General features: G+C 42.2%; 14 protein-coding genes. 9 read left to right on the plus strand and 5 right to left on the minus strand.

What is annotated here, in order from left to right; genetic code table 11:
- Positions 1 to 12: 12 nt before the first annotated feature.
- Both AC0YN6_RS29190 and AC0YN6_RS29195 read right to left on the minus strand, forming a co-directional pair.
- The gene (locus AC0YN6_RS29190; protein ID WP_475751582.1) at positions 13 to 849 is read right to left on the minus strand and encodes an ABC transporter permease; all 837 of its coding nucleotides are present in this window, start codon (positions 847 to 849) and stop codon (positions 13 to 15) included.
- Complete coding sequence (locus tag AC0YN6_RS29195) at positions 836 to 2,044, minus strand: quaternary amine ABC transporter ATP-binding protein (protein WP_475751584.1); 1,209 nt, start codon at positions 2,042 to 2,044, stop codon at positions 836 to 838. Before AC0YN6_RS29195 ends, AC0YN6_RS29190 begins: the two co-directional genes overlap by 14 nt.
- Positions 2,045 to 2,284: 240 nt before the next feature.
- Here AC0YN6_RS29195 and AC0YN6_RS29200 point away from each other — a divergent pair, with 240 nt between their 5' ends.
- Positions 2,285 to 2,842 carry a GbsR/MarR family transcriptional regulator gene (locus tag AC0YN6_RS29200; RefSeq protein WP_475751586.1) on the plus strand — a complete coding sequence of 186 codons (558 nt, stop codon included), beginning with the start codon at positions 2,285 to 2,287 and terminating at the stop codon, positions 2,840 to 2,842.
- A gap of 188 nt (positions 2,843 to 3,030) precedes the next feature.
- Entirely contained in the window at positions 3,031 to 4,236 is a 1,206-nt protein-coding gene (locus tag AC0YN6_RS29205; protein ID WP_475751588.1) for an alpha-D-ribose 1-methylphosphonate 5-triphosphate diphosphatase, read from the plus strand.
- On the opposite strand, the gene sspI is transcribed toward AC0YN6_RS29205, so the two are convergent.
- Positions 4,230 to 4,463, minus strand: a complete 234-nt coding sequence (gene sspI, locus AC0YN6_RS29210; protein ID WP_475751590.1) for a small acid-soluble spore protein SspI — start codon at positions 4,461 to 4,463, stop codon at positions 4,230 to 4,232. The two genes, AC0YN6_RS29205 and sspI, sit on opposite strands and share 7 nt — an antisense overlap.
- A 136-nt stretch (positions 4,464 to 4,599) precedes the next feature.
- Between sspI and AC0YN6_RS29215 the strand changes: the two genes are divergently transcribed.
- Both AC0YN6_RS29215 and AC0YN6_RS29220 read left to right on the plus strand, forming a co-directional pair.
- Positions 4,600 to 5,265, plus strand: a complete 666-nt coding sequence (locus AC0YN6_RS29215) for a potassium channel family protein (protein WP_475751592.1) — start codon at positions 4,600 to 4,602, stop codon at positions 5,263 to 5,265.
- Positions 5,266 to 5,283: 18 nt separating this feature from the next.
- Positions 5,284 to 6,108, plus strand: coding sequence for a TrmH family RNA methyltransferase (locus AC0YN6_RS29220; protein WP_475751594.1), 825 nt, complete (start codon positions 5,284 to 5,286; stop codon positions 6,106 to 6,108).
- A gap of 394 nt (positions 6,109 to 6,502) precedes the next feature.
- Here AC0YN6_RS29220 and AC0YN6_RS29225 read toward each other — a convergent pair whose 3' ends face one another.
- Entirely contained in the window at positions 6,503 to 7,300 is a 798-nt protein-coding gene (locus tag AC0YN6_RS29225) for a tyrosine-protein phosphatase (protein ID WP_475751595.1), read from the minus strand.
- Positions 7,301 to 7,588: 288 nt separating this feature from the next.
- A complete protein-coding gene (locus tag AC0YN6_RS29230) occupies positions 7,589 to 8,236 on the minus strand; it encodes a GntR family transcriptional regulator (protein ID WP_475751597.1) in 648 nt (215 codons plus the stop codon).
- 310 nt (positions 8,237 to 8,546) lie between these two features.
- Between AC0YN6_RS29230 and AC0YN6_RS29235 the strand changes: the two genes are divergently transcribed.
- The 5 genes from AC0YN6_RS29235 (at position 8,547) to AC0YN6_RS29255 (ending at position 14,584) form a co-directional block, all read left to right on the plus strand.
- The gene (locus tag AC0YN6_RS29235) at positions 8,547 to 9,896 is read left to right on the plus strand and encodes an MFS transporter (RefSeq protein ID WP_475751599.1); all 1,350 of its coding nucleotides are present in this window, start codon (positions 8,547 to 8,549) and stop codon (positions 9,894 to 9,896) included.
- 57 nt (positions 9,897 to 9,953) lie between these two features.
- Positions 9,954 to 11,663: a glycoside hydrolase family 3 protein gene (locus AC0YN6_RS29240; protein ID WP_475751601.1), complete on the plus strand. Its 1,710-nt coding sequence runs from the start codon at positions 9,954 to 9,956 to the stop codon at positions 11,661 to 11,663.
- 461 nt (positions 11,664 to 12,124) lie between these two features.
- Positions 12,125 to 12,898 carry a LamB/YcsF family protein gene (locus AC0YN6_RS29245; protein WP_475751602.1) on the plus strand — a complete coding sequence of 258 codons (774 nt, stop codon included), beginning with the start codon at positions 12,125 to 12,127 and terminating at the stop codon, positions 12,896 to 12,898.
- Positions 12,899 to 12,915: 17 nt separating this feature from the next.
- Positions 12,916 to 13,641, plus strand: a complete 726-nt coding sequence (locus tag AC0YN6_RS29250; protein WP_475751604.1) for a DUF969 domain-containing protein — start codon at positions 12,916 to 12,918, stop codon at positions 13,639 to 13,641.
- Complete coding sequence (locus AC0YN6_RS29255) at positions 13,631 to 14,584, plus strand: DUF979 domain-containing protein (protein ID WP_475751606.1); 954 nt, start codon at positions 13,631 to 13,633, stop codon at positions 14,582 to 14,584. The genes AC0YN6_RS29250 and AC0YN6_RS29255 overlap by 11 nt, the downstream gene beginning before the upstream one ends.
- Positions 14,585 to 14,587: the final 3 nt, after the last annotated feature.

Genomic DNA, 14,587 nt, shown 5'->3' on the forward strand with positions numbered 1-14,587 from the left:
ATAAATTAGATATTAATTTGTTCTGTTTTTACGAATAATCTGTTGGGTTAAACGGTCTAAAACGATAGCTAAAATAACGATAGCTAGACCAGCTTCAAATCCTACACCGGTATTCCCTTGTGTTACTGCGCGATATACAGAAGCACCTACACCTTGGGCGCCAATCATTGAAGCGATTACGACCATGGAAAGTGACAGCATAATGGTTTGGTTGATGCCTGCCATAATTGTTGGCAATGCAATCGGAAGCTGCAGCTTAAAGAGTTTCTGCGATGGCGTGGAGCCGAAGGCATCAGCTGCTTCCACTAATTCTGAAGGTACTTGGCGAATACCGAGATTCGTTAATCGGATCGTTGGCGGTATTGCGAAAATAATGGAAGAGATTACACCAGGAACAACACCTAAAGAGAAGAAGGTTACTGCCGGAAGCAAGTATACGAAAGCTGGCATCGTCTGCATGAAATCAAGTACTGGCGTAAAAAACTTTTGAACATTGTTATACCGTGCACATAAAATTCCGATTGGCACGCCAATCAGTACGGATATGAAGGCCGCAGTCAAAACGAGCGCTAAAGTCTGCATCGTTTGGCTCCATAAGCCGAGATTTTCGATGATCAGCAATCCGATAAGTGTAAATATACCCATTTTCCACTTACCGATATACCAGGCAAATAGTGTAAATATTAATATAAGAACTAGCGAAGGAAACCAGTTAAGTGCGGTATCCAAGCCGTTTACCGTCTGACCTACTACTGTTCGGATAAATTTGAAAAGCGGATCGAAATTAGTTTCCAACCAGGCTTCCAGCCATTCTATCCACTCCGCTAATGGGATTTTAGGAAGATTCAACACGTTCACCTGCCTCTAATACGGAATTTCCAGCTAATGCGGCCAAAACCGCGCCCTTGATGACGATGCCTTTTAGACGTCCGTTGTCATCAATGATGGAAATGGGAAATTTAGAATTACTCATTAATTCAAACAATTCATTAAGCAGCGTATCTGGATGTGCAGAAGGTGCTTCACGCTCCATTGCTTCTTCAAGCTTTTGGCCGTTTTTAATCGCGTTAGCGGCCTCTTCTGCAGTTATAACTCCAAGCAGACGCATACCTTTGTCAACTACATATAGACTTGATACACCGCGGTCACGCATAAACTGTAAAGCAACACGCGGCCCCTTCTCAATGGTAATCGTCTCAGGTTTAATCATGACATGGGATGCAGTAAAAACTTTAGAAAGATCGACGTCTTCGACGAAGCGTTCTACATATTTGTTAGCAGGCTGCATTAATATTTCGTCCGGTGAACCGATTTGGACAATGCTTCCGTCCTTCATCAACGCGATTTGATCACCGATTCGCAGCGCTTCGTTTAAGTCATGCGTTATGAATACAATCGTTTTTTTCATTTTGGATTGAAGCTCAAGCAGCTCATCCTGCATATCCTTCCGAATTAGCGGATCAAGTGCGCCAAATGCTTCGTCCATAAGCAGCACATCAGGATCGTTTGCAAGTCCTCTAGCAAGACCGACACGCTGCTGCATGCCGCCGCTCAATTGATCGGGGTAGCTGTTCTCCCAGCCCTTTAGACCAACAAGCTCCAGCGAGTTCATCGCCATTTCTCTGCGTTTCTTTTTATCGATTCCTTGTACCTCTAGTCCGTATTCAATGTTCTGAATAACTGTACGATGTGGGAATAACGCAAATTTTTGGAATACCATCCCTACATTTTTTCTTCTAAACTGCCGCAGCTGCTCAGGAGACATTTTAAGCACATCTGTACCGTTAAACAGAACTTGGCCTATAGTAGGTTCAATTAATCGATTTAGCAGACGAACTAGTGTCGACTTACCGCTTCCGGACAAGCCCATGATGACAAATATTTGTCCCTCTTCAATCGAGAAGTTTGCTTGGTTTACACCAACCGTAAGCTTTGTTTCAGCTAAAATTCTTTCTTTAGACCATCCTTTATCCAGCAGCGGGATCGCCTTTTTCGGATCAGCTCCGAAGATCTTGGTTAGCCTCTTGGCTTCTAAAAGTGCCATGTTGTGCCCCCTTGTGGAATATTTCGACTCCTATAAGTTTAGTTGGGAATGTTTGTGATGGTCAAAAGGCGTGAGCCGTTGTATACTTCGTACAGTTTATACTTTACGTACTTCACATACTGTATACTCTTTATAACTCCCTTTTTCACATGAACAGCTTTCTTTACTTTTGGATGCCCATTTGATTACAATGATTGATGTAAGCATGATAGGGGAAAGACACTCCTCAGGAGGAACGACATGAATGAGCTGGCAGGATTAACAGATGAGCAACTAACGAAATTGCATAAGGCGCGGCGCCGAGTCATTGAATCAATTGGTGAAAACATGGATTTGTACGGAATTACGTTATCTATTGGTCATCTATACGGAAATATGTACTTCAATCGAGAACCAGTTACGCTTGACGAGATGAGTCAGACGATGGGCATGAGTAAGACTTCAATGAGTACAGGCATGCGAACGTTACATGACTTAAAGATGATAAATAAAGTATGGGGCAAGGGCTCAAGAAAAGATTTGTATGAGGTGGAATCGAACTGGCATCAGAACTTCACTGATTTCTTCTCCATTAAATGGAGAAAGGCAGTCGAGCACAACATGAGTGCTTTGAATCGTTCCATGAAAGAAATCGATGGTTTAAAGCAGCAATATGAAAGTGATCAGGCATTTCTTGATGTGCTGGAGAATGATACGCAAAAGATTGATGAAGCATTAAAATATTACAAATGGCTGGATCGTTTGATTGATTCGCTCGAAACCGGAGATATCTATAAACATATACCTCTTGAAGACTGACTATAAAATTAATGGAGTGATAAAGGTACCGTTTCTTGCCTTTATTATGCTGCAAAGCCGCAAGGAATTATTCTAGCGGTTTTTTTGTTTTTTAGTGTCTCGCAGTGAGTCATTATCTTCATCGATTTTCATAATCGGACTATGGTAAACTTATGAATATAACTAGAGGTAAGGGGACGAGCAAATCGATGAATGATCGCTTTCGAGCTAGCACGAAGCCGATGGTCGTTACGAATGGGAAGGTTGTTTTGCCTGATGAAATCGTCGATGCAGCAATAACTGTGGTCGATGGACGAATTGATGCTGTGCTTCGCGATGATAAGGCAATTGATGATTGGATACGACTGCATCCCCAATCCATAAGAATAGATGCAAAACAGCAATATGTGCTTCCGGGTCTTATTGACATTCATTGTGATGCCATAGAGAAGGAAGTGCAGCCGCGTCCCAATACGCTATTTCCGCTTAATATGGCTTTGTTGGAATTTGAGAGAAAGCTGCCGGTACACGGCATTACGACAATGTACCACTCATTATCACTTGGCGTAGGACTGAGCTTGCGCGGGGATCATTTGCTGACAGGGATGATAGAGCAAATTAATAGCTATCGCAATAAACGATCAATGATCCGCAATCGTATACATTTGCGGTTTGAGGTGTCACATCTTGCTGGGATGCCGATTGTTGAACGATTGCTTGATGAGAAGGCGATAGAATATTTATCCTTTATGGATCATTCACCAGGGCAAGGCCAATATCGTGAGCCTGGCTCTTTTGAGCGATATGTGATGAAAAATCAAGGAGTGGGTCTCGAAGAGGTTCGTGTCATTGTTCAGGATCTCGTTGAGCGAAGACAGCTCGTAAACGGTGAGCATTTGCAGCATCTGAGTAAATTAGCAGCCAAAGCGGGCATAGCAATCGCATCGCATGATGATGATACGGTCGATAAAGTTGATGAATCGGTTTCATATGGCGTTTCTGTTTGTGAATTTCCGATTAATTTGGAAACAGCAAAGTATGCAGTAAAGCGGGGACTTCGTGTTTGTGTGGGAGCTCCAAATGTAGTCAGGGGCGCGTCTCATGACAAAAATTTAAAAGCAATCGACGCCATTTCTGCGGGTGCAGCGGACATTTTGTGTTCAGACTATCATCCTGCTTCGATGCTGGCAGCGGTGTTCAAACTTGCAGATGAAGGGATTGCTGCTTTGCCTGCTGCAGTACGGATGGCCACTTTACATCCTGCTCAGGCACTGGGTGTTGGCAGGGAGATTGGTTCCATTGAGCTTGGCAAAGCAGCAGACTTAATTATTGTCGATCGTTATGAAGGCTTGCCTTGGGTAACAAATACCATTGTCGGGGGCCAGATCGTGTATACTGCAGACGTTCGTTACTGAGACGGATTGGCAAATTCGGAATGATGTAAATGTCTATACAGGGAATCGACCATTCGCCCTTGCTCCGGTTCAGAGGATTGCTGCCAGATCATTTCAAACAGCACTCCGAGCCCTGGCAGTGTACGTTCATCGGCACCAATGGAATCTTCAATGACTTCCGTGAGCTCTTGAGCGGAATTATCTTGCACACGCATAACGATGGCTTGACGCAAATCAATAGTATTCAACTAAACAGCCTCCTGCCCCATTCGGATTTACTTCTTTACTATGCCCTTCACTTGCTGCTTTCATCCGAATGAGCAAGCTATGGTATACTGTCTAAATAACTGCAGCAATCATCCGTGTAAGGGGGATTTTGTCAAGATGGCTAAGAAGCAGTACGCAATAATTGGAATGGGACGTTTCGGCTCCAGCGTTGCAAAAGCGTTGACAGATATGGGCTTTGAGGTGCTTGCTATAGATTCGAACGAGCAGCGGGTGCAAGAAGTTGTTAATTTTGTTACTCATGCGGTATCTGCAGATTCGACGGACGAAGATGCACTTCGGGCGCTAGGCATTCGGAATTTTGATGTCGTTGTAGTTGCTATCGGACAAGACATTCAGTCCAGCATTCTGACAACTCTGATCTTGAAGGATCTAGGTGTCAAAACGTTGATCGTCAAAGCTCAAAATGATCTTCACGGTAAGGTCGTAAGCAAGATTGGAGCTGATAAGGTTGTTTTCCCTGAGCGGGATATGGGACTGCGCGTCGCGCATCACCTTGTATCACCTAACATTTTAGATTACATCGAGATTTCTGATGATTATAGTATTATTGAGCTCAAAGCTCCTCTTCCGATGATCGGACAGAGCTTAAAGCAGCTCGATATTAGAGCAAAGTATAAATGTAATGTTATGGCTATCAAGACAGGCTCTGCGATGAACATTGCCCCGTATGCGGACGATTTAATCGGCAGGGATGATATTATTGTTATCGTTGGCAAAAACTCGGATCTAACAAATTTAGAAATCGCATATTCGGAAGGTTAAAGAAGGTTAAATGAAACTATGAATGAAAATTTCGATTCTTTACTATCATCTGTTCAAAATGACAGAGTCAAGCAGTGGGCCTCACTGCTGGATAAAAAATACCGCGATCGCAGCGGTCAGTTTCTAATTGAAGGCGTTCACCTAGTACTGGAAGCGCTAAAGGGAACAGCCGATGTGACAACAATCGTATATGACACGGAACGCGGCATTCCCGCAGAACTTAAGCTTGAGCGAGAAACGAACGATACAGCAGCAACGCTCGGTTTGGAGTGGGTACAAGCCTCACGAGCGGTTATGTCCAAATGTACCGGGACGGATACGCCACCTCCTGTATTTGCTATTTTGTCTAAGCTATCTGTAGATAAAGCTGCTTTATTCCGTAAAAACGGCCTTGTTGTTGTACTTGACGGTGTACGAGATCCCGGCAATGCCGGTACGATCATTCGCAGTGCTGATGCTGTTGGAGCAGACGCCGTTATTTTGGGCAAAGGCTGCGTAGATCTTTATAATCCGAAGACGGTAAGATCGACGATGGGTTCCTTGTTCCATTTACCAATTATCGAAGCAGACTTAAAAGAGCTGCTTCCACAAGCGAAAGAGAAAGACATAAAGCTAGTAGGAACAAGTCTACAAGCGGAGCATACCTGCTACGGCTATGACTGGACGCAGTCAACATGGCTGCTAATGGGCAGTGAATCAGAAGGATTATCACCTATGGTTCGCGAGCTTGTTGATGAATCGGTCATTATTCCGATGGTTGGTCAAGCTGAATCGTTGAATGTGGCGATGGCGGCAACGGTGCTGCTTTATGAGAGCTTGCGGCAGAGAGCGTATAAAAAGTAAATCTTAGACAACTTCATCAGTCCTGATATTCAAGAAACCCTTGATATATCGGGACTTTTTTATTATATGGGTCATGGAGGCGATCTGAATGTATGTAGATTGTGTAGGGAAAGTATTTAACATGGATTTTAGAAGCGATTTATTATCGAATAATGAGTTGATTACTGAGGAAATAAAATTTACAACTCGGTGTTTGTATGGGTTTGGCGTTTATGATAACTGTATTTGTATACAATATTCATGTTGGATCTTGTTAACTTTAGGGGATTATTTTGTTTAAAACTAAATGGGGTACCACCAGGGTACCCACCAGCAAATCGGAATTTAAGTAAATTTCGACATGATAAAACGTTGATTTTACTACTCTAAGGAATTCATCTAGACATACCTTATCCTATTCAAGACAAAAGCTTTGTAATGCCTGTCGTTTTTCCTTTGTTAAACCGAACTCATGAGCAAAGTACGTCTCAAGGCTTCCATACGTATTCGTAATAGATTGGAAAACGCCCTCTAAAAACTCTTCCTTTACTCCAAGCAGATGTTCCATGATTTGAAGGCCTCTGTCATCCAAATGCGTTGAGATTTGCTTCAAAACCTTTTCCTTAAACACTTTCATCGTTTCATTTGTCAATAAATAATCTTTCATAACAGTTTCTTTTGGAACTCCAAGCACAGATAAAATAAGAGCAGCACCAACACCCGTACGATCCTTTCCAGCGGCACAATGATGTATTAAACCCAAATTATTTGGGTCTTGGATAATTTCCATCAATCGTTTGTAAGATGGATTGTTTAGCGGAAGTTTGGAATACAACTCCGACATATTATCTAAGTTAAGATTTTTGAAGAAATTACTTCTAGCCAATTCTTCGATAGTGCCGAATTGATTATTTTGCTTTGATGCTGGGATACGTTCGTATGCCACATTTGAAAGTGTAGGATCGGGCTTCTTTTGTGCTTCCAACTCATCGCGATAATCAAAAATGTATTTAATATTTAATGTTTGTAAGAAGTTCATATCTTCATCTGTCAAACCTGTTAGTTCGTCTGAACGGAAAAAAAGTCCAAACTTTACTGTACGGCCATCGGATGTTGTATAGCCGCCCATGTCACGAAAGTTATTAGCTCCAATAAAGGGGACTACTCGGTTTGCAGGATATGACGCAAAACGATTTGTTGTTGTGATTTCCATTAAAATAAACACCTCTTCTATTTGTAATTAGGAACACTTACTTCTTGGAGAGTTGGACGATAATTTCCTCTTTTCATCACAAGTAGTATACAAGTAGGATACTACTTGATTGTAAAAAAAACATTAACGCTTTTTAAAATTCTTGTAAATTCCGATTTTAAATATAAAAAAACATCCTGTATGATCAGAACGGAAAAAGAAAAAGGAACGTAAGATATATTATTATCTGACGTCCCTGAGTAATGTGAGGTAAGGTAAGGTAAGGCATAAACAAGTGAAATGCAAAATTTAAATTCTTCCTTCCATTACTAAACGATTACGATTGTTGAGAAGAGTCTCTTTTACTATTTGCTTCGCACCTTCATAGTCTCTGGATGCCACAGCTTGATAAAGAGATTCATTAGCTCGGTTAGCGGAATAATGAGGAAGATGAGGGGTGAGCTTCCAGTGTACGGTAGCAATCATGATAATTTTATCTTGATACGAATCCATAATTTGCAGCATAGCTTGATTATTCAAAGCAGAAATAATACCGCGCAGAAAAGAATTGGAGTATTTTACGTATTCAGGGTAATCGTCTTGCTGGCTGGCTTGAATCTGATTTTTGAGACACTTTTCTAATTCTGGGATATCTATAGGACAACCACGTTCAATAATAGAATCTAACGCATGTATTTGAAAAGAGGCCATCACTTCTATTATATCCAAAATTTCTTTAAACGACATTTCTTTCACCAAAATGCCCCGATTTTTTAATGAAACCACAAACCCCTCCGATTCCAAATGAGAAATGGCAGTTCGAATTGGTGTTCGACTCATGTTCAGTTCATTTGCAAGTTCGTTTTCTGATAATAGGGTTCCAGGCATGAAATCTCCAAGAATGATCTTTTGGCGTATTTTTGTATAGGCAGTATCTATCAATGATTTAGATGGCATGAACTTTTAATCCCTTTCGTTTATCATTTACTAAATTATCTTAAAGTAGGTGTGCTTCAACTGCAAGCAATTAATTGTAAATGTAGGTTCCAGATAAATAAACGAAAATTTACATAAACTTTAAATGCAATTGATTTTTCATTTACATACAATGTGTATACTACTTGTATACAACTAGAAAAGCAGATCCAAGTTAAAAGGTTGTTTCTCATTGTTTAAAGACCAATGACTTTAAGGGGGAAGCTAAAACAAACTAATAACCGCAGAAAAGTGTTGTTCAGAACCATAATCAATTTGGAGGAGATATACAATGAAGCTTTCCACAAAAACGATTCTTTCCTATGGGGTAGGGAGTTTGGGCCAGAATCTAATTTATGTATTAATGGTTAGTTATCTTATGCTTTTTTATACAGATTATTTCGGATTGTCACCGGCAATTGTAGGTACCCTTTTTCTTGTGGCACGGATTTTTGATGCCATGATAGATCCTGTCATTGGAGTAATTGTAGACAATACAAAATCCAGGTGGGGAAGGTTTAGGCCTTATCTTCTATTTGCTCCTATAATAATGGCTGTCTTTACGGTTCTATGCTTTCTGCAGCCTGATATTAGTCCAACAGCCAAAATTATTTATGCCTCTGTCACATATATCCTATGGGGAATAAGCTATGGTGTAGTAGATGTGCCATACTGGGCTATGACATCTGCGATTACAGAAGATTCGCAGGAAAGAACCAAGATTGTTACTGTACCTCGTGTAATGGGAGCTATTGCCGCTACTTGTGTAAGTGTATTGACCCTGCCGTTTGTTAAAGCGGCAAACAGCTGGATCCCAGTGGCTGCTATTTATGCTGTATTATGTGTAGGGTTCTTCTGGATTACTTTTTATAACGTGAAGGAGCAAGTAACAGTAGCAAGAAATGAAAAACTCACTTTTAAAGATGCCGCACGTTTTATCGGATCGAATCGGCCGCTTTTATTAATATTGCTGACATTGTTAATTGGGGACATGACGATGAATATTCGAGGTGCTTTCTCCATCTATTATTTTAAATATTATTTGAATGCGGAACATTTGTTTCCGGTATTTTCTTTAGCAAGTATGCTTCCTATGTTGCTCGGAGCCTTACTTGCGCCATTCGTATCGAAGCGTCTAGGGAAAAGAACAACAGCTATTATCGGAACTGTTGGTTACGGTTTGGCTCATGTTGCTTTATTCTTTGTGAGTAAAAACATCATATTCCTTTTTGCATTGAGCGGGTTAGGAACTTTATTTTTCGGTATAGCGGCGATTGCGATGAGCGCTATGGTTGCGGATTGTGTGGAATACGGAGAGTGGAAAACGGGAAAACGAGCTGAGGGAACTGTATTTTCGTCCAATACATTCCGCTCAAAATTGGCTGATGCTTTAGGAGGAGCAATGGGAGCTTATGCGTTGGGAGCTGTTGGATATATTCCGAAAGGAGCCCAAACGAATACTACTATGACTTGGATGCATTTATTTTTTACCCTTATTCCTGGAATATTAATGATAACTGCTGCGTTACCGCTTTTGAAATACCAGTTAACAGAAGGGGTCTATGCAAAAATCCTATCTGAAATAAAAATTAGACGAAAGAGTCGTACGAGTGAATTTCAGAATGCTGTGAAAGTATCATAATAGCTGCAGATGCGGAACTGTGTTAAAAATAGAACTATACAAATCGGGGGAGTAAATGTGATTAATTTAAGAGAAAATCCTTTCTATCTGACAGATCAAGATATTGTATGGGTAAATAAAACCTTATCCTCTATGACTACTGAAGAAAAAGTCGGTCAACTGTTCTGTCTGCACGTTATGCATAAGGATGAAAAGATACTGAAAGAAATATTAGAGAAATTTAACCCTGGCGGGTTTATGTTTAGGCCGGACAAAGGAAAGACAATTCAAGAGGTTCATCGTTTTTTACAAGAGCAATCCTCCATTCCTCTACTTCTTGCGGCAAACCTAGAAAGCGGAGGAAAAGGCATTGCATTGGACGGGACAGCCGTTGCTAATCCTATGCAGGCAGCAGCAACAGGAAACACAGAAATAGCACACAAGTTAGGGGAGATTGCATCTAAAGAAGGTGGAGCGGTAGGCTGTAACTGGTCTTTTGCACCTGTAGTAGATATTGATATAAACTTTCGAAATCCCATTACCAACATTCGTACATTTGGATCAGATATTTCCACCGTTATAAAAATGGGAAAAGCGTATGTACAAGCCTTGCAAGAAAAAGGACTAGCGGCAACCGCCAAACATTTTCCGGGAGACGGTGTGGATGAAAGAGATCAGCATCTAGTGACTGCTGTTAATTCTCTCTCTGTTGAGGAGTGGGATCGTACCTTTGGTATTGTTTATAAGGAATTAATTGAGGCAGGTACAAAAACTATTATGGCCGGACATATTATGCTCCCTCATTATTCCAGAAAGCTTCGTCCAGATATTAAGGAAGAAGAAATTATGCCGGCTACTCTTTCTAAAGAATTGTTACAGAATTTACTAAGAGAACAACTGCAATTTAATGGGGTCATCGTCTCTGATTCTACAATGATGGCTGGGTTCTCAATGGCGAAAAATCGAGAAGAGGCAATTCCTTTAACAATCGAAGCGGGCTGTGATGTGCTGCTCTTTAACCGAGATGTACAAGAAGACTTTGAATTTATGATGCAGGGCCTTGAAAACGGACTGCTGACTATGGAAAGAGTAGAGGAAGCAGCCACGAGGGTGTTGGCCTTAAAAGCATCTCTTGGTCTTCATAAAAAAGAAACCGCTGCGTTAATTCCTAGACAAGAGGAGCTCGAGGTACTCGGCTGTCAAGAACATAAGCAGTGGGCATCCATTGCGGCAGATGAATCGATTACCCTAGTAAAAGATACAAAACAATTACTGCCTATATCTGCTGATCTATATCGGAGAGTTTTGTTAATTTCTGTAGAGGACATAAATTCTCAGTTAAAAGGAGAGGGGTTCTACACAGAATCCTACACTGAGAGATTTGCAGAAAAGCTGCAAACAAATGGGTTTGAGGTGGTTCTCTTTGAGCCAAAAAAATTTGGAGCGTCATTTACGGAGCCTTCGTACACAATAAAAGAACAATTTGATCTTGTTATTTATTTGGCGAACATTCCTTCTGCTAACTTAAAGCCGACTTTAAGGCTGCAGTGGTCGCCATTGTTTGCGGGCGACATACCATGGTTCATTCAGGAAGTGCCTACTATCTTCATTTCTTTGGCTAATCCTTATCATTTATTCGATATTCCGAGAGTCCCTGTCATGATCAACTGCTATCATGCAAACGAAAATACTATTGATTATCTCTATAAGAAGTTAACGGGGGAATCCGAATTTAAAGGAAAGAGTCCGGTAGATCCGTTTTGTGGATGTTGGGATACACGGTTTTAACTTTAGTTCCATTGCTACACAGACCCCAAATTTATCCGCCTGTGCAACTTGTGACAGGCGGTTTTTTTAGGTTCAGTTGTATAGACAGGCTCCCTCTTTGACTGACGGTGTAACATTGAACTCGTACGCTTGTTCAAATCCCCTCGCCTCCATACATCAAATCCACAAACACAAAAAAGGAGCTTTACCACTGAAGTATGGTGGCAGGCTCCTTTTTGCGTTACACGGCTTTGTAGCTGAGGCGAAACAGCTCTAGTTTGTCTACGGACCGGACTCGGCTAAATCATCCGTAACGTAAATAGTGACGCCAGCGGCCTCCAATTTGAAAATGGGGAGAAGGGCTCTTTTTTTGATAATTTATTAGGAAAATAGGGAAGTTATAACTTGTTGAAATATGAATCCTAATCATTTCGGAATAGATGTTCCGAAATTCGGGACAAAAGGGAAGCGAGGATATAATTGTGTACACAATCGATATGAACTGTGATATGGGTGAAAGCTTCGGCACCTACAAGATGGGGGAAGACGAGGAGATACTCGAATTTGTTACCTCGGCCAATATTGCCTGCGGATTTCATGCAGGGGACCCGTCTGTCATGCGTAAAACGGTACGACTGGCGTTGGATAGAGGGATCGGCATCGGAGCGCACCCAGGACTTCCTGATTTGGTCGGCTTCGGCAGAAGAAATATGGATATTTCAGCGCAGGAAGCTTTTGATATGGTCGTTTATCAGATTGGGGCATTGTACGGTTTTGTAAAGGCGGAAGGGGGAAGGATGCAGCACGTGAAGCCCCATGGTGCTTTATATAACATGGCTGCGAAGAGCCCGGTGTTATCCGAAGCGATTGCCGAAGCGGTTTATAAAGTCGACCCAGAATTGATCCTATTTGGGCTCTCAGGGAGCAGTTTAATCGCTGCTGGACAGATAATAGGACTTCAAACCTCTAGCGAAGTTTTTGCGGACAGAACGTACCAGCAAGACGGATCGTTAACGCCCCGTGGTCAACATGATGCCTTGATCACAGATCATCGTCAAGCGGTCGATCAGGTCATTCGTATGGCGAAAGAAGGAAAAGTAAAAACAATGCAAGGGTTAGACATATCAATCATGGCAGATACGCTCTGCATCCATGGCGACAGCCCGAATGCGTTGAGTTTGGCGAGTCATATTCGGGAATCATTTGAAGCTGCAGGAATTATTGTTCAGGCTATTGGAAAAAATAAACGAAAATGAAGAGGGGAAGCTAATATATGTTATCACTCATTGGTATCCTTATCGTTATAGTCGGATTTGCCTTGCGGTTTAATCCGCTGCTCGTCGTAACGGTAGCCGGTATTATCACTGGTTTGGCCGGACATCTCCCGTTGGAGAAGATTGTTACGACCTTTGGAGATGCATTTGTAAAAAACCGTTATTTGTCTTTGTTTATTTTGACCTTGCCTGTTATAGGACTTTTGGAACGAAACGGCTTGAAGGAACAAGCGCAAAAATTGATCGGTAAGGTCAAAGCCGCCACAACAGGCCGCATCCTGATTTTGTATCTCTTCATACGCGAAGCTTCTGCAGCCTTAGGATTAACCAGTCTAGGCGGACATGCCCAAATGGTTCGTCCGCTCGTTGCTCCGATGGCGGAGGGGGCAGCCGAAAATAAATATGGGAAATTACCGGAAGAGATCCGCAATAAAATCAAGGCGTTTGCTGCTTCCTCTGACAATGTCGGATTGTTTTTCGGGGAAGATATATTCATTGCTTTTGGCGCAATTTTGCTGATGAAAGGCTTCTTTGAACAGAATGGCATTATGTTGGAGCCGTTGGATATTGCTGTATGGGGGATTCCGACTGCCATTGCAGCTTTCCTTGTTCATAGTACCCGGCTTTTTCTGTTCGATCGGACAATTCAGCGCGAATTAGAAGCTGGTGCCGAAGCAAGTAAGGATTCATCTGAGAAGGAGGGAACAGAACAGCGTGATTATTAGTCTCGAATATATTTATTACGTTGCCGGTATTTTTCTGGCGGTCATTGCACTTCTAACGCTGAGAGACAAAGGGAACCCGAGACGTGTAATGACAGCTATATTCTGGGGATTATATGCGGTTACGTTCTTATTCGGAACCGTCATTCCTTCCTTACATATGGGAATTATCGTCATCGTTCTGGCATTGATTGCCGGCTTTGGGGGCGTTCGGATCGGATCCTATGATCAAGTTGATGAGGAGCAACGTGCCGCCCGTTCGAAAAAGCTGGGCAACCTTTTATTCTTGCCGGCTCTTTTGATCCCATTGATTACATTGGTAGGGACAGTTGGTTTAAAAAACTTGACTATAGGCGGGTTTCAATTGTTGGATCAAAAGAACATTACGCTCGTCAGTCTCGGTGTTGCTTGTGTAATCGCATTAATTGCAGCGATAATGCTGACGAAGGAAACAGGCTTGCGGTCGATCAAAGAATCCCGCCGTTTGCTTGATGCAATTGGTTGGGCGGCCGTTCTTCCGCAGATGCTGGCTACGCTCGGAGGTCTCTTCGCTGCCGCGGGTGTCGGCAAAGCGGTTTCCGATTTGGTTAGCGCCGCGATTCCTGTGGACAATCGCTTCTTGGTTGTGCTGGCCTATTGCGTTGGGATGGCGCTGTTTACGATGATCATGGGGAATGCGTTTGCTGCTTTTCCAGTCATGACCGCGGGGATCGCGCTGCCGCTGCTCGTTCATGTTCACGGTGCCAATCCGGCCACTTTAGCTGCGATCGGCATGTTCAGCGGCTATTGCGGGACACTGATGACGCCAATGGCGGCGAACTACAACATTGTGCCTGCGGCTTTGCTGGATTTACCTGATAAGAACGGCGTAATTAAGGCTCAAGTGCCAACAGCGCTAATATTATTGGCAGTGAATGTATTCCTGATGTATTTTCTAGCGTTTTAAGAG

The organism is Paenibacillus sp. J22P15 (genome assembly GCF_056269345.1).

Bases quoted from the DNA above. Each gene is read 5' to 3' on its own strand.
- AC0YN6_RS29195 (WP_475751584.1), bottom strand. From the start codon at position 2,044: ATGGCACTTTTAGAAGCCAAGAGGCTAACCAAGATCTTCGGAGCTGAT.
- AC0YN6_RS29200 (WP_475751586.1), top strand. From the start codon at position 2,285: ATGAATGAGCTGGCAGGATTAACAGATGAGCAACTAACGAAATTGCAT.
- AC0YN6_RS29205 (WP_475751588.1), top strand. From the start codon at position 3,031: ATGAATGATCGCTTTCGAGCTAGCACGAAGCCGATGGTCGTTACGAAT.
- AC0YN6_RS29215 (WP_475751592.1), top strand. From the start codon at position 4,600: ATGGCTAAGAAGCAGTACGCAATAATTGGAATGGGACGTTTCGGCTCC.
- AC0YN6_RS29220 (WP_475751594.1), top strand. From the start codon at position 5,284: ATGAATGAAAATTTCGATTCTTTACTATCATCTGTTCAAAATGACAGA.
- AC0YN6_RS29225 (WP_475751595.1), bottom strand. From the start codon at position 7,300: ATGGAAATCACAACAACAAATCGTTTTGCGTCATATCCTGCAAACCGA.
- AC0YN6_RS29230 (WP_475751597.1), bottom strand. From the start codon at position 8,236: ATGCCATCTAAATCATTGATAGATACTGCCTATACAAAAATACGCCAA.
- AC0YN6_RS29235 (WP_475751599.1), top strand. From the start codon at position 8,547: ATGAAGCTTTCCACAAAAACGATTCTTTCCTATGGGGTAGGGAGTTTG.
- AC0YN6_RS29250 (WP_475751604.1), top strand. From the start codon at position 12,916: ATGTTATCACTCATTGGTATCCTTATCGTTATAGTCGGATTTGCCTTG.